This is a genomic window from Vibrio sp. 397 (assembly GCF_033339395.1).
Lineage (GTDB): Bacteria > Pseudomonadota > Gammaproteobacteria > Enterobacterales > Vibrionaceae > Vibrio > Vibrio alginolyticus.
On the sequence record NZ_JAWOUN010000009.1, the window covers coordinates 77,114 to 97,831 of the forward strand.

At 40.0% G+C, this 20,718-nt stretch carries 21 protein-coding genes; 20 read left to right on the forward strand and 1 reads right to left on the reverse strand.

The window, feature by feature from the left end:
• The first annotated feature begins 109 nt into the window (after nt 1-109).
• The 3 genes from R7P36_RS15590 to R7P36_RS15600 all read left to right on the forward strand — a co-directional run bounded on the left by R7P36_RS15590 (nt 110) and on the right by R7P36_RS15600 (nt 2,480).
• A complete protein-coding gene (locus R7P36_RS15590) occupies nt 110-1,261 on the forward strand; it encodes a DGQHR domain-containing protein (RefSeq protein WP_077202323.1) in 1,152 nt (383 codons plus the stop codon).
• On the forward strand, nt 1,258-1,599 hold the full coding sequence (locus tag R7P36_RS15595; RefSeq protein WP_042776211.1) for a hypothetical protein: 342 nt from the start codon (nt 1,258-1,260) through the stop codon (nt 1,597-1,599). Before R7P36_RS15590 ends, R7P36_RS15595 begins: the two co-directional genes overlap by 4 nt.
• A 116-nt stretch (nt 1,600-1,715) precedes the next feature.
• A complete protein-coding gene (locus R7P36_RS15600) occupies nt 1,716-2,480 on the forward strand; it encodes a hypothetical protein (protein WP_025633937.1) in 765 nt (254 codons plus the stop codon).
• A gap of 1,121 nt (nt 2,481-3,601) precedes the next feature.
• On the opposite strand, the gene R7P36_RS15605 is transcribed toward R7P36_RS15600, so the two are convergent.
• Entirely contained in the window at nt 3,602-4,612 is a 1,011-nt protein-coding gene (locus tag R7P36_RS15605) for a RepB family plasmid replication initiator protein (RefSeq protein WP_158083951.1), read from the reverse strand.
• Between the two features lie 742 nt (nt 4,613-5,354).
• On the opposite strand from R7P36_RS15605, the gene R7P36_RS15610 reads away from it, so the two are divergent.
• The 17 genes from R7P36_RS15610 (at nt 5,355) to R7P36_RS15690 (ending at nt 20,299) form a co-directional block, all read left to right on the forward strand.
• Nucleotides 5,355-6,434, forward strand: coding sequence for a hypothetical protein (locus tag R7P36_RS15610; RefSeq protein WP_025633934.1), 1,080 nt, complete (start codon nt 5,355-5,357; stop codon nt 6,432-6,434).
• A 215-nt stretch (nt 6,435-6,649) separates the two neighbouring features.
• Nucleotides 6,650-7,369, forward strand: coding sequence for a hypothetical protein (locus R7P36_RS15615; protein ID WP_025633933.1), 720 nt, complete (start codon nt 6,650-6,652; stop codon nt 7,367-7,369).
• 18 nt (nt 7,370-7,387) lie between these two features.
• Complete coding sequence (locus tag R7P36_RS15620; protein ID WP_025633931.1) at nt 7,388-7,705, forward strand: hypothetical protein; 318 nt, start codon at nt 7,388-7,390, stop codon at nt 7,703-7,705.
• 255 nt (nt 7,706-7,960) lie between these two features.
• Nucleotides 7,961-8,134 carry a hypothetical protein gene (locus R7P36_RS15625; protein ID WP_155486753.1) on the forward strand — a complete coding sequence of 58 codons (174 nt, stop codon included), beginning with the start codon at nt 7,961-7,963 and terminating at the stop codon, nt 8,132-8,134.
• Nucleotides 8,127-8,390, forward strand: a complete 264-nt coding sequence (locus tag R7P36_RS15630; RefSeq protein WP_025633930.1) for a hypothetical protein — start codon at nt 8,127-8,129, stop codon at nt 8,388-8,390. Before R7P36_RS15625 ends, R7P36_RS15630 begins: the two co-directional genes overlap by 8 nt.
• A 299-nt stretch (nt 8,391-8,689) precedes the next feature.
• Nucleotides 8,690-9,271, forward strand: coding sequence for a DUF2913 family protein (locus R7P36_RS15635; protein ID WP_054574998.1), 582 nt, complete (start codon nt 8,690-8,692; stop codon nt 9,269-9,271).
• Nucleotides 9,272-9,894: 623 nt separating this feature from the next.
• A complete protein-coding gene (locus R7P36_RS15640) occupies nt 9,895-11,751 on the forward strand; it encodes a DNA cytosine methyltransferase (RefSeq protein WP_054574999.1) in 1,857 nt (618 codons plus the stop codon).
• A 484-nt stretch (nt 11,752-12,235) separates the two neighbouring features.
• Nucleotides 12,236-13,309 carry a hypothetical protein gene (locus R7P36_RS15645; RefSeq protein ID WP_025636739.1) on the forward strand — a complete coding sequence of 358 codons (1,074 nt, stop codon included), beginning with the start codon at nt 12,236-12,238 and terminating at the stop codon, nt 13,307-13,309.
• A 514-nt stretch (nt 13,310-13,823) separates the two neighbouring features.
• Nucleotides 13,824-14,309, forward strand: coding sequence for a hypothetical protein (locus R7P36_RS15650; protein ID WP_042776734.1), 486 nt, complete (start codon nt 13,824-13,826; stop codon nt 14,307-14,309).
• A gap of 69 nt (nt 14,310-14,378) precedes the next feature.
• Nucleotides 14,379-15,074 (forward strand): hypothetical protein, encoded by a 696-nt coding sequence (locus R7P36_RS15655; protein ID WP_213899636.1) that lies wholly within the window; start codon nt 14,379-14,381, stop codon nt 15,072-15,074.
• 440 nt (nt 15,075-15,514) lie between these two features.
• Complete coding sequence (locus tag R7P36_RS15660) at nt 15,515-16,159, forward strand: hypothetical protein (protein WP_025636769.1); 645 nt, start codon at nt 15,515-15,517, stop codon at nt 16,157-16,159.
• On the forward strand, nt 16,159-16,452 hold the full coding sequence (locus tag R7P36_RS15665; RefSeq protein WP_025636768.1) for a hypothetical protein: 294 nt from the start codon (nt 16,159-16,161) through the stop codon (nt 16,450-16,452). Before R7P36_RS15660 ends, R7P36_RS15665 begins: the two co-directional genes overlap by 1 nt.
• Before the next feature lie 464 nt (nt 16,453-16,916).
• Nucleotides 16,917-17,309, forward strand: a complete 393-nt coding sequence (locus R7P36_RS15670) for a hypothetical protein (RefSeq protein WP_042776621.1) — start codon at nt 16,917-16,919, stop codon at nt 17,307-17,309.
• Nucleotides 17,310-17,335: 26 nt separating this feature from the next.
• The gene (locus tag R7P36_RS15675) at nt 17,336-17,770 is read left to right on the forward strand and encodes a hypothetical protein (RefSeq protein WP_078535620.1); all 435 of its coding nucleotides are present in this window, start codon (nt 17,336-17,338) and stop codon (nt 17,768-17,770) included.
• 502 nt (nt 17,771-18,272) lie between these two features.
• Nucleotides 18,273-19,463: a class I SAM-dependent methyltransferase gene (locus tag R7P36_RS15680; protein ID WP_054575002.1), complete on the forward strand. Its 1,191-nt coding sequence runs from the start codon at nt 18,273-18,275 to the stop codon at nt 19,461-19,463.
• An 88-nt stretch (nt 19,464-19,551) separates the two neighbouring features.
• Nucleotides 19,552-19,683: a hypothetical protein gene (locus R7P36_RS15685; RefSeq protein ID WP_254919935.1), complete on the forward strand. Its 132-nt coding sequence runs from the start codon at nt 19,552-19,554 to the stop codon at nt 19,681-19,683.
• Nucleotides 19,684-19,867: 184 nt separating this feature from the next.
• Nucleotides 19,868-20,299: a hypothetical protein gene (locus R7P36_RS15690; protein ID WP_025636572.1), complete on the forward strand. Its 432-nt coding sequence runs from the start codon at nt 19,868-19,870 to the stop codon at nt 20,297-20,299.
• The last annotated feature ends 419 nt before the right edge of the window (nt 20,300-20,718 follow it).

The following is a 20,718-nucleotide window of genomic DNA, read 5'->3' on the forward strand; positions in this document are numbered from 1 at the left end:
ACACTTTATAGACTTAAATATACTTAGTGCACTTTTTTGTGCACATATATTGAAGGAGGTGTATTTATATGGTATTTTACTTCTATTCTTTTAGTCATCGGGTCAAGACATGTACACACCAATTTATTCTGAACAAGACCTTCAATTAGTACTCTTCAGAGCTAACGAGGGTATTTGCACGAATGGCATTTCTGTATTTGAGGGGGTAATAACAGGCAAAGAATTTGCTGAGAACTTCACTGAAGAAGAGAGCTCAGATAGTTTAAATGAGTATCAAAAAAGACAGAGAGACCTTGAGAAAGGTCGTGCACAAGGTTTGATTAAGTATTTCGACAATAGGGAGGATACAGTACTCCCTAGCATTACTGTCTTTGTTTCTTCATTAAAACTCCATGAGGAAATATCTATTGGTAACAAAGAAGTCGTCACAGCCACATTAGAAAGTTCATCTGACCGTCTTGTATGTGATGGTCAGAACCGTTTGAATTTGTTTAAGGACAGAGTTACGAATGCTAGTCCTACTCAGTACCATACGCTGGGAGTTAAATTCATTGTTACAAACACGGACACCTTAGAGCCAGTCACTCAAAAGATTAGACAGGTATTTTCTGACTACCACTTACACCTTCGTAAACCAACATCAGCACAAAACTTATTCTTTGACAGCTCGCAAAGCTTTTCCAGATTAATTAGGGACCAGATACTCGATAATGTATTAGTTGATGGTCATTCACTAAAGCGGTTTATAAGTACCACAGGAAAACCCAAGAAATCCCAGTTAATGGACTTGAAGCAGTTAGGCGATTTCATTTGTACCGCATTAGGTACAACTCCTGTAAAAATGAACAAATTGCTTGAAGGTTCAAGCGATACCGAAGCTGAAATAATTCGCTTAACAACTCCATTCCTCACCAAGTTTTTTTCTCTTATACCTATGAGGTTTCTTTCAGACTCAGGGCCAAATGTTATGTACACGAAAAGTATATTTTGGAAAGGGACTGCGATAGTAATTCGATCTATCTTTGAAGAGCATTTGTCTCGAATGCATAAAGCCCCCATTGATTGGTCAGTACTAGATGGGATAGTTCGATTGCCTGTGAAAGATATTACACATGACTTTTGGCTAGAGAATAATGTAGTACAGAAATCTATTTCAAGAAATGGAAGTATTAAATACAGAATGATCCGCAGCTCAGAGAGAAGCTGTGCTACTGCTATTTGTAAAGAACTAGAACTACCCTCAGTGGGAGAAGAAGTATGAAGTCACCAGAGAGTAATGACTTAGACCTGAAAGCACATCGATGCCCTAATGCGATGACAATGGCGAGAATGGGTCTATCTCGAGCAATTAAGGAAGGTGTTAATGAGTACAACATATACAGCATAGAACCACTGTTAGGAAAGCACATATCTGCTTACTTAAATGATGTCCAATGTAAATTTGAAATTCACATTGAATCGGTAAGGATACGTGACGAACATAAAAAGTTATGGTGTAACGAAAGCACAATCTTTGATGAAGATGATTTCGAGTTTGCAGAGCACTACTGTCGGTACCGTATCGCCTTCACCAACAAATCAAATTATGGTGAAAGTTGAGTACAACCCTTAAAAGAAACCGTGAACCAATTTCCTTAGTTCGAAAACTAAAGTTGATTGTAATTCGCTCAAGGCCTATATTGCTTTTTATCCATAAATGACAATGGTAGATTGCAATGAATAACATTAATCTCATTACAGTGGGGATTGCTTTAGCGGTTTCCGCCCCCTCTGTAATTGCTTCAATCAAAGCACCACACAATGCAGGGAGCTACAATAAAGTTATTAAGGTTCCTTCACACATGAACCAAACAAGTGCAGTTGGCTTGGATGATACTTTAGGCTCCAGAAACATCTCTGACGAAACAATCGTTGAGCTCCCAACCGTCCCAGATGATCCAGTAGGGGACTTTGAGATCCCCAAACCTGGAGAGGATGAAGATGAGGCAGTAGATATTACTATTAACTGTGGATGTGCTTCTGTGAATGTCGCAAGGGGAGCATGTTTTTCTCCAAAAAGAGCTAAAAGCGCAATGGACAGCAAAGCAAGTGGGTACTTTAGCTCATCTTATGGTTCATATTGGCCTAACTCGTCGAACATTGATTTCCTTGTAACATATAACCTGGAAACCAAAGGGATCACAAAAATAGCCATCACTGATCATAGTAAAATATACAATCTCACTGATGAAATCGCTAATGCTGGTTTATTTGAAATTTCCGGGCCAGTGACATCAACTGCTACACCTAGCTGTAGAGTAAGCTTAACTCGTGCTGCGTTTGCTGACATGGGATACTACACAATGGGTGCAGATGATCCATGGAGAGTAAGGTATAGAGGGTGGGCACATTACAACAAACCTTCCGGTTCCAGATACAAAACTGTAAATGGTGGTACCACAAGCACTCGACCTCCATCCGGGAAGACCTACTATTACTAGATAGCTTGAGTTTGTAAAAGCTTTTCTGGGCCTCTCAAACAAACCTTCCTTGGTGTACCAGGTCTTAATATACAAGTGGTACATCAAGGACGTTTTCTTAAAGCGTTAGTTTTCGTCCTAAATGTCACCCCAGACACTATTGGACCATAGTAAATCAATAAGATAGAAGAACACCTCTATCTAAGTGTGACATCTAGGACGAAAGTTTTCTATCTAGTGCCACCGCATATATTTAACTCATTGATATGCTTTTCTACTTTCTTATACTCAAGTAGGCTTTACGTCCTAGATGTCACAGAGAAGAGATTTTTATCTTTATTTTCAATGCTTTAAATATATTCAATGATATCTATAGTAACTAGCTTTTCTTAAATTCCCAACTGGGCTAAACCATTTTACCCCTACGAATGTTTTCGTCCTAGATGTCACCTATCACTCTTTACTGTATATCGAACGTAGAGAAAGTATGACTCCAGTGTGTAGCTTTTTATATCAGCCTAAGGCACAAATAAAATATCTTTTATTTTCAGTCAGTTATAATCATTAAGTTTGAGCTTTATTCTATAGAGTACTGGACACACATTGTTGCTTCTTAAAGTATCATTTTAAAACCGTCCTAAATGTCACCCCTCACGCTCTTGACACAGAAAAACAATTAAAATACATATACTTATAAAAAATCCGATTAAAACATCGCCATAGAACAGTGACACCTAGGACGAAAATAGAGAAAAAAACGCATTGCATATTCATTGATCCCTTACTTTCGTCCTAAGTGTCACCCCTCCAACTAGAAGCAATAGATACTATCCTTATAATTCAATACGTTAGAAGGAGTTCTGAAAAATTAGCTTAACCTTCATTTACAGGGTTTTCATTCAAAGGAAGCAAAAAAGCAGGTTATAAAGAAGGAATTGGGTCTTCATCACCCACAAAACAACTTCAATCACGGATAAAAAACAACAATTAGGGAGTTGGATCACAGTTATTGAGAGGTTTAGCCACCAGCAATATCTGGTAAAGGTGACACTTAGGACGGTATTTTGAGGCAGAACTAGCACACTTGATTGTTGAATGTGCTAGTTGGATGGAAATTTACTTCTTTGGTGTGCTAGTTGAAGCTAATCTTCATCATCTGTGACTATTTCATAGTCGGTTACATCAATGACGTCATCTGATTTCTTCATTGATGTACCTTTAGCATCTTTTGACTCTTCACCAAACTTCTTAATAGCGCTTAGGACAGCAGGGGATATATCTTCACCATTCAGCAATAGTTCTCCAATCTGCTCAGTCAATGCGACCATTTCACTCTGCTTTGGTTGAAGGTTGGCATTGATAGCTTTGATTGCTGACCTTGCAAGGGATAGTTTACTTGGGGCCTTTTTAGAAAGCTCCCAGGTAAACTTAAATGCGACAGTCTTGGTACCTTTTCGAACATCCTCGTAGGAAAGACTTTTGAAAATGTGCAACTTATTAAGTTCTTCAATTGCTGGGTTAAGCCAACGTTTCTTAAGAACCGCAGTTCTGTCATACGAAGAGGGCAGTTGCCACCTAGAGCGCATCCAATCAACATCTAGAATTAGGTTATTTCTTAAATTCTTCCACTGATTGATAGCCTCATAAAGCCTCATGGTATAAACGGAAGATAAGTTTCCTGCTTCACCTATCAGCAGCTGTGTATAGTTTGATGTGGTTTGGTTAATGATACTAATCAACTCAGCATTCAAATACAGCACTACATGTCCTCGTTTAGGACGATAGCTCTGTTTAGTGGTCCAGTGGATAGCATCATAAGCTTTTTCACCATCTTTGCTGTCTTCATCAGGAAGATAGATAACCACACTTTTCTCATGTAAAGATTGTGCTGCGCGTTGTATGTCTCTTGATAGGTTTTTCTTCGACTCATCATCTATCTCGAAGTATTCGATGAACTCTTTGTTAGAAATAGTGATCGGATACTGACCATATTCCATTGTTTTTAAATGTTCGGGAGTAGGGTTTTCCTGATTAATCCGCTTGAGGCACATGTATACAAGCCGCTTCTCATAACGAGTAAGGCTATAAGCTGCCGTTGTTAAAGCGTTCGCTTGTCTAACAGTAAGATCGTTTTTGCTGTTGTTCTCGGTCATGATACTGATACACACAATAAGAAATTGTACCAAATGTAACATTGTAGGCTTAAATGTGCCAGTAAGTAAGCAAACCAACCTTATACATACTTATACAGACTTATCCACAACCGAAAGCGTCCTAGATGGCACGGTAAGTCGTCCTAAGCGATCTTCAAATCTTCCTAAATGTAATAGTGTTTCGTCCTAGATGATCTTAAACGAATTCCTAACTACTTGAATTATAAAAACATAGATAAGTTATCAACACCCTAATAAGATCTTAAAAAAGATCTTAATAAGATCAATAAAAATATTATTATTAAATAGTGTCTAGAAATTAATCAGTTAGAAGGGTAAAGGGACGATCTTGGAGAACAAAGAAGTAGTAATAGTTCTTTTTTTGCATGTTAACTCAAAAAGCCACTCAGTAGAGCTATATGAGCTAATTTGCTCTATTTAGACACATATACCGGGTTGTGTCCAATCATAAGCATAGAGGCGCTCTCAGCTTGCATTTGCCCTAAATTTTCAATGACGATCTTTAGATCATTCATTTAATTAACCATTTGGTTTAAGGATCATACGCACGAACACAATGGGTTTAATCTTCCGAGGCTCTCCAGAACCATCATGTCATATAAACAAAGAAAGTTAAAAAATCATACACAAACAACTGTTATAATATGGTATTTACTGTTATACTAATGGGGAATTAACGGTTCTATCCCGTTGAAATATATGTAATAGCTTGGGGGCTAAAATGAAAAGAAGATCTTTTGTAAGTAGAGAAGAACTAAACTACGCTAAAAATTTACTAGTCTCTTATGGCTGTATGAATAAGGTGATTAACAGCGCAATTCAAATGGTAGATGAACTTGATATTGAGCCTGGCCTAAAGTTCCAGGCTAAGATGGGATCATTTAAGAAGGAATTGGATGTAGCTATATCAGCTATAGGAAAACCAGAATCACGTGCCAAGTTCATTCTAAACATAACGAACTTCTTGGTATCATGGTATGAAAGTGGAAATAAGTGCTTAGACAAGTTCTCGGTTGCCAGGTTTTCAATTTTGCTCTTTCATGCTACTGAACTTAAATTAATATCCGCTCGACAACAATTGGATATCATTTATGGGTGTTTGAAAGTTAGCGAGTTACCAAAATCAGACACACATCTGTTAATCCAACTGCCCATAACCCAGGATATCTTCACTTTAGAGAAAGTGCAGTCTCACCAATCTAAGGCTCATGTTATCAACCAAGACGATCATACCCTCGTTCAACTTGATATATCTGATGTTCCAAAAGAAAACCAAAGTGCGATAATTGGTGCGCTAGACGATTTAAGTCTGGATGAGGTCTCACTTTCAAAAGATGGAAAGTACCTTTCATTACTCGCTCCATTAACCTTGGAATGCGGCTTAGAAGATACACTCAAGAAGGTTGAAGCTCTAAAGGCGTGTTCAATGCTTGATGTATTTTGCCAATTTAAACCAATCTCTTTAGAAGAAATAGCTGTTAAGTATTGGGATGGTAAGCAGTACTTTGATGAGCTGGCGACAATGTATAAAGCAAGCTCTCAGTCAGAATCTACTCGACAAACTATAAGCAGTGCACTTGAACTAGTTAATACCGGTTACATTCTGAGTTCTTTAGATGGTTTATCCACTCTTTGTCATCGTTTAGCTGTAGATACGGACAAGGACTATAAATATAAAGGATCGTCAGCTCTATATGAGCTTCTGGACACTCTAAGGGGGTTTTATAGAGACTTACTATGGAAACTCGAAGATATGGGTTATGAGTTTCAATATACATCTGCATTTTCGAACGTGCTTTAGTTGATTTTCGGGGATTCCGATTAATGCTTCCACTAACTAAACACATTAACTCGGATTCCCTTTGCTCCCTGTCGCACTTACAAGGTCATAGCGCTAGATTTTAGCTGTATGTACTGGATAGAAACTAGGCATGGGTATAGAAGTTAATCAGAAACACTTCGACTTGATTTAACGTTTGACACTAATTAATAAATCAGCACTCAGAGGGAAACATTTTGTCAGATTTAGACTTCACAAAGCACTGGACATCCGAACGTACCCGCAAAAAGCAAACAGCTCTAACAAAGCTATCAAATGGACTTCTAAAAGAAGTAGTCGAAGACCCATTCTCTAGAGACTTGTTTGAACTCGAAGAAATTGAAGCGATGAAAGTCGCAGCAAAGGCTTTGAGTAAAGCAAAAGAAAAGTTTACCAAAATTAAAGAGAAGAAAGCCCGTATCGAAAAACGTAAGGCTCAAGAGTTAGCAAACATCAATAAACAAGCGAAAAAATATGCTATTGAGGTATTAGATTCGCTTAATTCCAATCCGGATACTTTTACACGAGAACAGCTGTGCCTATGGGTGACGGTCGCTCACTTTACTAGTTCTGTTTTAGATCCTGAGAGTTGGGAGATAGACATTAACGATAATATTGCTAATCACTATTTAGAGAGTGATCACGCATTAAGAAGGCGTAATGTTTGGACTATGAGAAGTAAGGCTCTAAACGCTTTCGAAAATTATTTTAAAAGAGCATGGCAATTCTCTTTTGAAACAGACTCTTGGGTAGTACGAGTGCCAATTAAAGAGTCCGTAGCACAACTTAAGGCACTAATAAATCATGATGAGTACATCAAAAATGAAAAGCTATATGCTCATTTACTTGAGCCTTTAGAGGCTTACAATCGTGAGGTTGATGCAATTAAACGACGCAAGAACATGAAGTCTATTTAACCAGGAGAAGATTCACCAATGACATACGAAGAATTGTACGCCGACTGGGAGTATTTGTTTAAAAAAGTTGGCTGTGCTGAAGACATGACGGGTGGTTATGTTGACTCTGAAGATTTAGAGGAACTACTTAAAAAGCCAACTAAATCTACAGCAAAGAACTGCTTGAATAGACAGATCGATTATTGGTTCAGAGCTGGAATTCAGTTCGACTATGACCTCAAAGGTAGGTCGGTTTTCGATCTCATAGAAGAGTATCCGAAGATAGAAGAAATCGCAGACAGACACTTTGTTGATTTAGATGATTGTCCCGACCCTTTCGTTAAGACAAATGATTAAAGGGGAAAGCATGGTAGATTTATCTATTTATAATATTCGACCTGAGCCTAAAGAAGCTGTCTGCATTGGCTGCGGGTGTAGTGATAATAATGCATGTTTTGAGAACTCCCAGGCATGTTATTGGCTAAAAGTGGATAGAGAAAAACAGCAAGGTGTTTGCTCAAACTGTCATGACCTTTTGTCTCAGTAAATTTAGGAAATGGATGAATTTTCTATAATCACAATCGCTTAATGCCTAACTATAGGAAGGAAATAATGAGTCGTCTTGAAACACTTATAGAACAGAGCAATGATGAACTTTGTAGTGTGTCAGTCCCTGTTAAAGAACAGTGTCTGAACCGATGCAATGAATGTCCAGTTGATGATGAGTTAATTGGAACGTTGACAACAGATAGTAAGAGCTCAACAGAAGAGTCACCAAATGAGTGAGAAAGTACTTCTAGGCACATTATTGGTTGCAGGTTTTTTGTTAGCAGTGAGATGGGCATTTAAGAGTGATACATCTTCATTTGATGAAGCACTTAACAGGTTTCTATCAAGTGAACAACGAAAAGAGAAGAAAGGTAACTCAAATCCTAGTAGTGCTTACGAACGACGCAGGAAGGCTATGTTTAGCGGCACAGATTCGATGGGTTGCTATCAAAAGCACAAAAAGGCCAACGAAAGGCTTCATCGTAAAAGGTGAACCTTAGATAAAAAAATAGGCCCCATATCATGCAATATGATGACCTGGTTTATTAATTGGTCTGGGATGTATTGGTGTAGGAGAGGAATAAAGTTTCATGCTGGTTGTCTTGAGCATCCACAGATTGAGCGGTCCCATTCAAATACGTTTCTGGACAATTATCATTTTCGGAAAATCAAACATTAGCAATCCATGAACAACTCTATGTCTGGGAAACTACTCCCGAACTCATTATTAAGGTTGATTTAAAACGCCCAGCCCCAATATTCTTATAATCCACCCACAACGCTACCTTGGCTATGCAAATCAAACGAGACTTTGACTACTACCACAACCTTCACAACGTCATTACCCACGCCCTGCTTCATTTGCTGTGTCAGGTTTCCGCATCTTCCCGTTTTGTTCCAGTAAAATCACGCAATGACATACTGATAAAGTACCTTAAGCCAAAGCTCAACGATAAGTCGTTATCGAATATCAAAAAAGACATCAAACTGATGATCAGCTTAGCAAGAAAAAAAGGTGGGAACCTAGAAATGAAACTGCATCAACTTAATTCACAATCGAAGCATACAAAACTCATCGGTGCTGAAAAGCTTTATAACCTACTCGTACACCTTTATGACGTAGAGGGTATCGAATCAAGACTGTTTGAGGAGGGTAGTGAAGCGGAGCCTGGGATTCTTTATATGCTAGAGGAACAAGTCGAACACGGTTTTGACCAAGAACACAATCAACTCACCCCGTTATCGATGCTTATCCAACTAGAGCGTGCACCTGAATTAATTGAATCGATTAATGCTCACGGCCTATTTCTTGCTGAAATGAAAGAGTGGAACACCGAGAAACATCAAGCCCACATCTTAGTACACCCAGCTTAAAAAAGCTGGCTAGCCATCATTTAAACGCCCGCTCATTCTATCTTCCATGAACTGGCTTCACCAGCTAGTTCTAAGTTGGACATAAACGTTTTAGAAATGGCGGCGTACTCTGATGGCTGCCATTAAGTATAAAACTTTAATACTCAGTATCAAACTTATTGCTTAGTAACGAAACTTTATTCCTCACAAACAAATGGAGTTAATGGGTTTGAAAGCTCTCCACTAACAGGGTTCCCCCTAGTCGCCACCGAGGCCCACCCGCCGGACTTACCCCTGCATTACTAAGTCTCGTTCCTCGCCAAGTATTGCCGCTCATGGCTGTTGTCCACCAGCGCTAGTACGATGCCAACAAAACCCCGTTGTCACCGTCCTAGCAGAATGCTGGTGGCCATATGATTCGCCTTCGGCGAGCTAGAAGCATTTGTATCGCTTTTCTTAACGGCTTCGCCTAAAAAGCTGACCCTCTATCGAGCCCTATTGTGTCGCCTTTGTCCGGCCCAAAGTCCAGATAATAAGTTAATTATATTTCACAAAGGTTAGTGTTTAAATGTGGTATCTATTTGTTGTTTTTTATATAATTATGACATAGTTAAGGCAAGTGAGATCAATTGCTTGGGGGCAGTATGATAAAGGTATTAGAGAAGAAAGTTTCTCTCCATAGAAATAAACTAAGAGTATTCTTCGAAGGGCAGTATTTACTAATGGCGGGTTTTAAAGGAGGGGCTAAGTTTCAGCTTAAGTCTGACCGTACAAAGAAAGAAATTAAAATAGTTATTGATCGTTTCGGCTCTCGACAAGTGACCAACTCAAGACGAAACGGTAAAGAGCGACCTGTCATTGACTTAAAGCACGCTGATTTAGATATTTTCGGAGACCATGTAAAAGCCTACATCAAAGATGGTGAAATCCGAATTGTCGAATTGCATTCAGTCCAAGAGATTCATGACAGAGAGCTGAGGTTTAAGGATATGACGAGAAATCTTAAGCCATTAAACCATGCCGTATTCAGCTTTAATTCTAATTTGGTACTCCTTTCTAACGAGTTGGAATACAACTCGCCAATAGAGCTGTTTGATCTAAAGAAGAGTAGCATCAAGGCTGAAGTGATTAGCTTACAAGGTGCGCCAGAGGCTAATTGTTACTTTTACTTAATGACTGCCTTCATCAAAACACTTCAACCATCTGCAATTTTTATAGATACACAGTGGACAGAACCTCTTGAAGCCGCATTTTCCCATACTATGAAAAATATGGGGTACGTAAAAAGTGATGAATTGAATGGTTACTTATCTAAAAATATCTCAGGGGCTGAGCTTGGTTCTGCTTCTGTTGAACTAACTCCGGCTTCACTTATCAAGAAGTTATGTCTCGATAGAGTGATAAAGACTTGGAGGAATCTAAAACAAAAAGAGCGTGTTCAGAGAGCTATGTCAAAGTACAAAGCGAATATACCTTTATCCACTTCAGATATATTTAATGGTATAGGGGTATTGTGCTCAAGTATTTCCGATGGACTTAAGCGTAGTAACCTTTCTACTTTCGTAAAGGTAATTGTCGAATCGAGTGAAAGGTACTTCAATGCATGTCTGCAAAATAATCCTGTGTGGGCTGGGGAGGCACCGGAAGAGCAATACGGATTAAATATGCGATTGGAGAGTGTTGATTTGTCCAGAGGTGGTGTTAGAACGGAAGTCAATTCAGGATCGCTGCCTTGCGAAGGGAGTTCCATAAGCGGTAGATCTAAGAACGGAAATAAATTTGCAGAAGCACACAAAAATACAGGCGGGTGTTTTATCGATTTCTTGCACTGGCAGTCGATAACGAATCCAATTATTTCTGTTTTTGAGAATGTTACTTCATTTACTAAATCAAACTCATACGCTGTTATCGTAGATACGTTTAGTAAAGTGTTTGGGTACAACTTTATAAATATGACATTAGCAGGTTCTCAGTTTGGTGCACTTGAAGATAGAAAGAGGCTTTGTGGTATTGGATACTGCAGCTCCTTCAAAGAGGGTTTAAAGGACTTTATGCCCCAAAAGGTAAGGACAACTTATAAATATAGCTGCTTAGCTGATGTACTCGATGATATACCTGAAACTCATGAAAGCTATAAGCCCTATACATATTTAGTGGAAAAGGAAAAGAGAGACATTGCTCAAAAGAAAGGCTTTCGACTCCAGTGGCTTAAGCCTACTGCTACAAAGGTAGGGTGCATAACCAAATCATACCAAAAGTGTCGATCTACCGATCCATTTCTAATCCATAGCAATGGTAAATTAGCTAGGTTATTTACAACTGTTGAACATGCCAAGTGCAAGCAAATACCAGAATCGTTCGTTCGCGATCTGACCGTAGGACTAGCCCACGAATGTTTGGGCCAGTCGGTGATTTACTCGGCCTTTTGTTGGGTTGGTGAATGGGTTGGTAAGTGGCTTAACAATGTGTTAAACACACAATACGAGCGAATGGCGGTATAGAATCTAAATAGAATATCGACCTGCAATAGAGCTCTTTTTTATTGCTGGTTATGAATTTCTCTCCACTAACAGGGGTTCCCCCTAGTCGCCACCGAGGCCCACCCGCCGGACTTACCCCTTGCATTACTAAGTCTCGTTCCTCGCCAAGTATTGCCGCTCATGGCTGTTGTCCACCAGCGCTAGTACGATGCCAACAAACCCCCGTTGTCACCGTCCTAGCAGAATGCTGGTGGCCATATGATTCGCCTTCGGCGAGCTAAAAGCATTTGTATCGCTTTTCTTAACGGCTTCGCCTAAAAAGCTTTCCCTCTGTCGAGCCCCATTGTGGTCCCTTTGTCCAGGCCAGAGTCAATCTAAATAGTTAATTATATTTAACATTTATTTGTGTTTTAATATGGTATTTATTGGGGGTTGTTAGTATAATTAACACATCAAATAAATACGTCAAATCATTTGTTAAACATAGATAGCTTGGGGGCTACAGATGCAAAATTTAGTTAATAAAAAAATCGAGGAATACATTGGAGAAGACAAGGACCTGCTTGAATATAAGAGCCAGCTTGATCCTTCATCAATTGAGCGAGCTTTTAATGGCCAATCTCAATTTCCTGAGCGTCACGCCGCTCAAGCAGTAGTTGACTACTGCAACGCATTACGGACATTCAAAATTTCACTTCATGAGCTGATCAAGTCCACTTCGGAAAGCGCACCATCGAAGGCGTTTAATTGTTCAGTGGAAGAAATTGTTGAAATTGAGTTTGAAGAATTTCAAAGAAAGTTAAAACGCTACTTCGATGAGTACATAAGTGCAGAGTCCAAATGTATCTCATGGCATGTAACAGGGCCAGCGAGATTCCCTGTGGCGAAAGCAGAAAAGGCCAATAAGAATAGTAGGGATAAGCTTAATCAATATGCAGATTATCCTCAGAGAGCCTTAAAAGCCATTGCAAAGAAACTGTTCCCCGATGGGGATGGTTCAGTTGTCAAAATGTCATCAGATAACCCGGTTGAGCAATTAAGAATTAAAATTAGTGAAGCGGAAACAATGCATGGCTACATGAAAATAGCTAATCGTTTAGTGCCAGCTGCATATAAAGCGTCTGAAAATGGAGAGCTTACAGATAATAGTGCTGCTGTACTTGAAAACAAGATGCTTGAACGTGGTATACCTCAAAACCTCCTTAAAACGTTTTTGGAGCCAAATCCAATAGTAAACACTTGGGGACGATTTAGCTTAGCAAACTCAAATGCTAATATCCGACGATTAAAACAACGTTTAGTCGAAGCAGAGCGAGTCGAAGAAAGTCGAAATTCAAACTCATTAGAAGGTGAATTAGAAAATGGAATTAAGCACGGGGTTATTGATGGGCGCATTGGTATTTGGTTAGGTGGTAGGCCACCGAAAGAGGTTACCCAAAGACTAAGAAAGTTTAGCTTCAAATTCTCACCAACCCGAAATAATGCATGGGTTCGCGCTCATACTGTGAATGCTGAGGCGGTATTTAAGAGAGACGTAGTACCATTTCTTGAACAGCTAGATCCTCAAACATTTGATTAAACGCTCCCCAAGCGAAAAGCCCTTGCTTACAAAGCAGGGGCTTTTTTTTGTCCGTATAAATTCAATAAAAGAAATAGAGACCTTGCAAGAAAATTTCTCTCCACTAATAGGGGATACCCCTAGTCGCCACCGAGGCCCACCCGCCGGACTTACCCCAGCATCACTAGGGCTCGTCCCTCACCAAGTTCTGCCGCTCAAGGCTGTTGTCCACCAGCGCTAGTACGATGCCAACAAACCCCCGTTGTCACCGTCCTAGCAGAAAGCTGGTGGCCACATGAATCGCCTTCGGCGAGCTAAAAGCATTTGTATCGCTTTTCTTAACGGCTTCGCCTAAAAAGCTGTCCCTCTGTCGAGCCCCATTGTATCGCCTTTGTCCGGGGTAAAGTCAACCAATATAGTTAAATATACTTAACTATATTTTATGTTTTAATGTGGTATTTTAGAGCGTGTTTTAGTATAATTTCCTTAGTTGCTTATGTAACTATCTATTTTAAAACAATTGCTTGGGGGCAATATGAAGATTTCATCATTCGATAAGAAAGTAGTCATTTCATTACTTAATCAGCTAACACCCGAAAAGACTGAAACATCCACGGAGAGAAACGGCGAAATAGACAAAGTAGCCCTAGCTGTTCGATTAGGGAAAATCCGATTCATTAAACAAGAAGACCAGTATGTAGATTTAAAAGCTCTATCTGGTGACCTATTTGATCCTGATGTGAACATCGATATAAGTAAAGAAGAACTTAAGCGAAGTGAAAGTGCTTTTAGAGTGCGTGTTCATCGTGAAGGTGTTTGGATTGTCGAATCGCAATATTGGACCGGGAGAGCTTGGGAAGGTATCGAAGGTATCTCAAACAATGTTATTTGTGGCTTTGTAGGTGATGACTTTGTTGGCTCTGGATACGAACTGGATTTAGGTCGCGAAGCACTTACTGCATACAATAGCCAACCCCTAGACGCGCTTGGCTTTGTAATTGATCCGTTCCGTCAAGAATAGTAATCGGTAAATCTAACGTGTATAGAGGGCTCAATGGCCCTCTTTTTTAAAAAGTTGCTTGGGGGCAGTATGGACAGAATCGTAAAGATCAACGAAGAAAAGAAGGTACAAGTAAAAAAAGCACTTACACTAGCATTCAAGTGCGTAAATGCTATTCAAGGCAAACGTCTTAGAAGCATCCGAACCCAACCTATTCAGAGCAAATATGGAAATTCCGACAAGGTGCAAGCATGCTGGTACAAACAGGTACGTGAATTCGAAACCAAACTTGGGTACTTACTGGATGATTTAAATACGGTGCTCCCTTACCTGGAGTGGGTCAATCAAGTACAAGATTTAGGAATCAAAAAATCTGAATGCAAAGGCCAACTTTTAGAGGTTGATTACATTACATGTAATCTCCTTACTAATCTGATTTACAAGTGTACCGCTTTTACAGAATCCTCAGAACACCAAGTAGGTCGATTTACATTCCACGAAATACTTCATGAGTTCATAAATTTAATGACTGTAAGGCATGCACTTGTTTACGGGCTACCACCTAAAATTGAAACAGTCTTCCTAAAGATGATCCGCAATAAACAAACAAGCTTTTTTAAGAATGGCTTTATCCCAGATCTGTTTGTTGTTGATGCTTGCAGTGAGATCAATAACACACTTAAAGCCATTAAATGTAGTAAAGATCGCGTATCTACCCACTCTGTAGAGCCTGGGTATAAGCTTACAGCTGAAGAAGCTAGCTACTACGATTTATATATACTGTAGAAAAATTTGACTGGTCATTATGGCCAGTCAAGCGCTCTCCACTAACAGGGGTCCCCCCTAGTCGCCACCGAGGCCCACCCGCCGGACTTACCCCTGCATCACTAGGGCTCGTCCCTCACCAAGTTCTGCCGCTCAAGGCTGCTGTCCACCAGCGCCAGGACATTGCCAACAAACCCCCGTTGTCACCGTCCTAGCAGAATGCTGGTGGCCATTAGAATCGCCTTCGGCGAGCAAAAAGCATTTGTATCGCTTTTCTTAACGGCTTCGCCTAAAAAGCTTTCCCTCTGTCGAGCCCCATTGTGGCCCCTTTGTCCGGGCCAAAGTCAACAAATATAGTTAATTATATTTAACAATCACTTGTGTTTTAATATGGTATTTATGTGTGAGGTTAGATATAATTATTAACAGTTAATCAATGATATACATTGCTTGGGGGCAGTATGGAAAATTTAGCATTAAAGTTAGTACCCGTTTCAGAACAATTTGAATCAGAATCCTTTTATCAAACACCTGAAGAGATCAAGAAGGAGTTCGAGGTCTCCTCAAAAACTTCAATCGCACGTAAATCTGTTAGTGCCCCATTAAAACAGTTTCTCTCACAGTTCCCTCATTTAGTGTCAGCCCCAGCTTTGAACTATGCGAAAGGGCGTGAACAAGAAAGTAAGGACACTCAAGCTATATACGATTTATCAGGTATGTGTGCAGAGTACGATTACACATTTTGTCCTGATCTAGACATTCTTAAAGCGCATTACTCATTTGTATATTGTGGATATTGCACCAATGTATTGCCCCCTTTACCCAGAAAACAGGTCTGGAAAAACCTAGCTAAGCTCTGTAGTCAAGAGGGCGGCATAGTCGTTGTTTCAGCTCGCTCTAATACGGACCGAGGAATTAAGGGAGTACCGGAGTTTGATGGGTTTCGTACACTCCGAGGTACGTATCAAAAAGGATATTTTAAAGATGAGTTGTTTTTTGAGGCGAAAGAAGTCTTTTCCCACGTAATAGAGCTCAAAACAAAGGGCGCATTTAGGATGGTCATTTGTTCACACTCGAACATCAATTTAGACCAAGGGGAAGGCTAATGTTTGATATCAACAACCAATATACAACAGTTGAGCTTAGCACTGGCCATATAAAGGAAGGAGATGTAGTTGCCCTTGATGAAATCTCTAAGGAAGAATTTTCATTAGTAGCAAAACGAAATACGGGCTATTTCATTAAATTGCATACACAACACGATTTAAATATCCGTAAAGAATATTCTGACGAGCTAAATTTTATCCTTTCGAAAGCAGCCCAATTGGGTTTTAAGTGTGTCGAGTTAGATTCAGATGCAGGAGAAGAGCGATCATTGCCGATCTTTGAGTGGTCCTAACCTATAGAATTTAGCCATCGTCTCGGTGGCTAAATTGCTCTCCACTAATAGGGGATACCCCTAGTCGCCACCGAGGCCCACCCGCCGGACTTACCCCTGCATTACTAAGTCTCGTTCCTCGCCAAGTATTGCCGCTCAAGGCTGTTGTCCACCAGCGCTAGGACATTGCCAACAAACCCCCGTTGTCACCGTCCTAGCAGAATGCTGGTGGCCATATGAATCGCCTTCGGCGAGCAAAAAGCCTTTTATCGCTTTTCTTAACGGCTTCGCCTAAAAAGCTGACCCTCTATCGAGCCCTATTGTGTCGCCTTTGTCCGGCCAAAAGTCAATCAATATAGTTAAATATATTTAACTGAAATTAGTGTTGTTATGTGGTATTTAGCAGTCTGTTTGGTATAATGGCTATTATGGATTGGGGCAGAAATGCTTTAATCGTTGATTGATATTCAAGGCTTGGGGGCTTTATGAAAATTATCGTAACTGAAGGTGCATTTAAAGGTTGCAAGGGAGCACTACTTGAAGTGCTAGAAGATGGATTCTCTTATGTAAAACTTGAGACTTCAAAGGGTAGTGAAATTAAAGTAGTTTTGCGGGGCAATGAATTTGACCAATATACGGAGTTTTTAACTTCAGTTCGATTTGGCTCTTCAGAGAGCAAAGCTTTCGTTGTCAGTGCTATCAATCCTAAGCATGCAGCCTATATTGCAGCCCAGAACATTAAAGAGTGTTGTAAGAATGAAAATGTTCATGACTTTTTTGTAGATTTGGTAGCTGACCGGGAATTCAACATCAGTCAAGGATTTCAGTTCTCATCCAAAGAGCTAGAGCAAGATTTGTTTACTGGCTTAACAGCTTAATCTCAAGGAGTAAGAGAGGAATATCCATGCTGAAATATATTGAAAATAGCTTAACTTCAATACCATTGTGCGAATCAAGGTTTTCTTCTGGAGAGGAGGTCATTGTCGTTAATGGTTATGGCTTAGTTCTGCAAGGCTACAAAGTGATAGGTTTCTCACAACCGTGTCAAGAGAGGCAAGCCTATATTCACTTAGATTGGGACTGCTATTGGTTCTCATTACCAGATAGCAGGGTATTTAAAACCTATGAGCTGAGCTCTTTTTATCGTATCTACTCACCAACCAAAGGATTTTTAGGTTTGGACGATGATAACAGCCTGATCTGGCTCAGTAACTCGCAACACAGTGAACTTTACAGTCAAACCACAAAAGACAATTTTTCAGCTACTTCAATGTGTGAAAACGGTGTTGCTGATGCTGTTTATGTTAAAGCATTAGACTCAGAACCTACCAGGGATTAACGCTCCCCAAGCGACCAGCCCCGGCAATATTGTCGGGGTTTTTTTTGTCTCTCGTGTTAATGAATTCATAGAACTAAAATAGAAACTTAAAATTGCTCTCCACTAATAGGGGGTTCCCCCTAGTCGCCACCGAGGCCCACCCGCCGGACTTACCCCTGCATTACTAAGTCTCGTTCCTCGCCAAGTATTGCCGCTCATGGCTGTTGTCCACCAGCGCTAGTACGATGCCAACAAAACCCCGTTGTCACCGTCCTAGCAGAATGCTGGTGGCCATATGATTCGCCTTCGGCGAGCTAGAAGCATTTGTATCGCTTTTCTTAACGGCTTCGCCTAAAAAGCTGACCCTCTATCGAGCCCTATTGTGACGCCTTTGTCCGGGGCAAAGTCAATGTAATTAGTTAATTATATTTTACTTTATTTAGTGTTTAAATATGGTATTTGTCTATAGGGTTAGATATAATTATTACCAGTTAATCAACTAGATATATTGCTTGGGGGCATTATGGAAATTACAACAGTTATAGACGAACAAGGTCTGTCATTCATTCTTTCACAATCATTAGGAAATGTTGAGGTGCTTTATGACTGCGGTTCTTCCGTACTTCTAGACACCCCTAGTAGTGCGGAATACAAAAAAAAATTTGGTGCTAGTCGTCCCTCAAGAGCAGTAGTTGTTCACAGTGATATAAAGCCCAATTGCTTAAAGAGTCAGTTCATTATCAACAATATGAAAATGTCGGCACCCTTAGAAGACACTTTCTATTACCAATGGCTGGAGAGAAATGAGTGCGATACTCGCCAGGTAACAGGCAATAAGATCATTGATAAAGCCAATTTTTTGAACGCTCTTGGTTTCCACCCAGACATTCACTTCCTCAGTGAGGATACTTTGACTGTAATCAAGCATGCACATGACCATTTCTTTTTCAACAAACTTAATGAGAAAGAGCAATCTGATGATCACTCCATTGAACATGAACTGTCATTGCTTCTACCAATAGACAACACACTAGTATTACCTCAAAAGCAGCTGAAGCACTACAAAGCGATAAAGAACTTATTACTTAAGGCTGGAGGCAAATACAAAAAAGGTGCATTTCATTTCGAGTATAGAAACGTAGTTGATATACAAAAGAAACTTATCGAAGGAGAAGAGCTCAATGATAAGAAAAAATACCAAATGTTTTTCTCTCCGGACACTCTAGCAGATGAAATGATGATTGACTTAGATCTCAGGCCTGAACATAGATGGATGGAACCTAGTTGCGGCGATGGTAGGTGTGCAAATCGTATGGCTCGAATTAGTGATAATGGTGTTGCTATCGAGCTGAACCCTCAGAACTTCGACATGCTTAAGCATCATAGATACGCAACTCACTGTATGGACTTTATGGAGTACCCTGAGGGTAATAAGTTCGACCGTATTTTGGCTAACCCCCCATTCAATAAGCACCAGGATATTAAGCATATAAGAAAGATGTTCAATCACTTAGACATCGGTGGCCGCTTAGTTACCATAGCAAGTGATGGAGCGGTTAACGGGACCCGTAGAATTCAAAGAGAATTCCAAGAATGGCTGAAGGAGCTGGGCGCATCGGTCACTAGTTGTAAAGAAGGGACTTTCTCCGAATCTGGTACACAAGTGAAGACTGTAAAAATAGTGATTTCAAAAGGTAAATCTAATGAGTGTTAAATGTATAGCAAGACCTAAAGAAGGCGAGAGCTGTTTAATTACTGGACTAGAGGCATCTAATCTATATTGCTATGGGGAAAATTTTATCTTGAAGGAGTTGGTACCAGCTCCAGCTGATGGTTGGACCTACGAAGATTTAGAGGAGTGCTGCTCTAAGTTTGAATACGATTATGCAGATGTCTATCTAGGCGAGCAATGGATAGGCAGCACAGAAATTTAGTGGTTAATTGAGAATGCCATGGCCTTAGATTTTTTAAGGGCCATGTCACCCCAGGAATTCACTAAAGACGAACAGAGTAATAGAAAAAATACCACAACATAGATGTTATAATGTGGTATTTTAATTCGTGTTTTGTTATACTCTTTACATGGCTTGTTAATAAATTCAATTGCTTGGGGGCAATATGAGACACAATAATATTCTCATTTCTTTTGAAGAAATGAAGCAATTTCTCAAGTTTCATTACAGACATTCACGGCTATATGGCCGTAACAAAGATAATGGCTGGGATGATGGATACGGTGACCGCATTGTAGAGGCTTATCATATCGATATCATTAACGGTAAGCGCTGCTATATCTCCCGGCATGAGCACCAGAAAGCTGATGGCTTAAGTTTCTCTTCCCAGGATGTATTCAACTATATTGGATACATTTCATCAAATGACACCCTCGAGGCTGAGCTTGAAGTGTTAAAAGAAATGCTAGGCACTGACAGTCAAACAGAACCTAAGTTAGGTAAGAGCTCACATGTTACTACTAAAGATTTGGCAAAACAGAAATATGCTATTTACACGAGAATTTTAAGCCTTCGACCTCGAGCTAAAGTTTCTTGAGGATTACCAGTATAAAGTTTTATTTCGTTCGGCAACTAGGAGCTAATCTTATGAGTAACAATATTATCGCTTTCTTATTAATAGCAGTACTTTCTCCCTCGGTCAGCGCGGTGGGTCAAATCGATGAGAACGTGAAATATACCTCAATACCAACGGTTCATCATCTGAACCAAAAGTAGTAGAGATACTTCAAAACCCCTCAAAAAAACTCAGTGTTAAGCACTGAGTTTTTTTTGTCCTGTGAACAAGATATTGAGATGAATTTTCTCTCCACTAATAGGGGTTCCCCCTAGTCGCCACCGAGGCCCACCCGCCGGACTTACCCCTGCATCCCTAAGGCTCGTTCCTCACCAAGTGCTGCCGCTCAAGGCTGTTGTCCACCAGCGCTAGGACATTGCCAACCAACCCCCGTTGTCACC

What these genes read in the sequence shown, in the direction of transcription:
- R7P36_RS15590 (WP_077202323.1), top strand. Translation starts at nt 110, where the DNA reads ATGTACACACCAATTTATTCTGAACAAGACCTTCAATTAGTACTCTTC.
- R7P36_RS15595 (WP_042776211.1), top strand. Translation starts at nt 1,258, where the DNA reads ATGAAGTCACCAGAGAGTAATGACTTAGACCTGAAAGCACATCGATGC.
- R7P36_RS15600 (WP_025633937.1), top strand. Translation starts at nt 1,716, where the DNA reads ATGAATAACATTAATCTCATTACAGTGGGGATTGCTTTAGCGGTTTCC.
- R7P36_RS15605 (WP_158083951.1), bottom strand. Translation starts at nt 4,612, where the DNA reads ATGACCGAGAACAACAGCAAAAACGATCTTACTGTTAGACAAGCGAAC.
- R7P36_RS15610 (WP_025633934.1), top strand. Translation starts at nt 5,355, where the DNA reads ATGAAAAGAAGATCTTTTGTAAGTAGAGAAGAACTAAACTACGCTAAA.
- R7P36_RS15620 (WP_025633931.1), top strand. Translation starts at nt 7,388, where the DNA reads ATGACATACGAAGAATTGTACGCCGACTGGGAGTATTTGTTTAAAAAA.
- R7P36_RS15625 (WP_155486753.1), top strand. Translation starts at nt 7,961, where the DNA reads ATGAGTCGTCTTGAAACACTTATAGAACAGAGCAATGATGAACTTTGT.
- R7P36_RS15630 (WP_025633930.1), top strand. Translation starts at nt 8,127, where the DNA reads ATGAGTGAGAAAGTACTTCTAGGCACATTATTGGTTGCAGGTTTTTTG.
- R7P36_RS15635 (WP_054574998.1), top strand. Translation starts at nt 8,690, where the DNA reads ATGCAAATCAAACGAGACTTTGACTACTACCACAACCTTCACAACGTC.
- R7P36_RS15640 (WP_054574999.1), top strand. Translation starts at nt 9,895, where the DNA reads ATGATAAAGGTATTAGAGAAGAAAGTTTCTCTCCATAGAAATAAACTA.
- R7P36_RS15645 (WP_025636739.1), top strand. Translation starts at nt 12,236, where the DNA reads ATGCAAAATTTAGTTAATAAAAAAATCGAGGAATACATTGGAGAAGAC.
- R7P36_RS15650 (WP_042776734.1), top strand. Translation starts at nt 13,824, where the DNA reads ATGAAGATTTCATCATTCGATAAGAAAGTAGTCATTTCATTACTTAAT.
- R7P36_RS15655 (WP_213899636.1), top strand. Translation starts at nt 14,379, where the DNA reads ATGGACAGAATCGTAAAGATCAACGAAGAAAAGAAGGTACAAGTAAAA.
- R7P36_RS15660 (WP_025636769.1), top strand. Translation starts at nt 15,515, where the DNA reads ATGGAAAATTTAGCATTAAAGTTAGTACCCGTTTCAGAACAATTTGAA.
- R7P36_RS15665 (WP_025636768.1), top strand. Translation starts at nt 16,159, where the DNA reads ATGTTTGATATCAACAACCAATATACAACAGTTGAGCTTAGCACTGGC.
- R7P36_RS15670 (WP_042776621.1), top strand. Translation starts at nt 16,917, where the DNA reads ATGAAAATTATCGTAACTGAAGGTGCATTTAAAGGTTGCAAGGGAGCA.
- R7P36_RS15675 (WP_078535620.1), top strand. Translation starts at nt 17,336, where the DNA reads ATGCTGAAATATATTGAAAATAGCTTAACTTCAATACCATTGTGCGAA.
- R7P36_RS15680 (WP_054575002.1), top strand. Translation starts at nt 18,273, where the DNA reads ATGGAAATTACAACAGTTATAGACGAACAAGGTCTGTCATTCATTCTT.
- R7P36_RS15690 (WP_025636572.1), top strand. Translation starts at nt 19,868, where the DNA reads ATGAGACACAATAATATTCTCATTTCTTTTGAAGAAATGAAGCAATTT.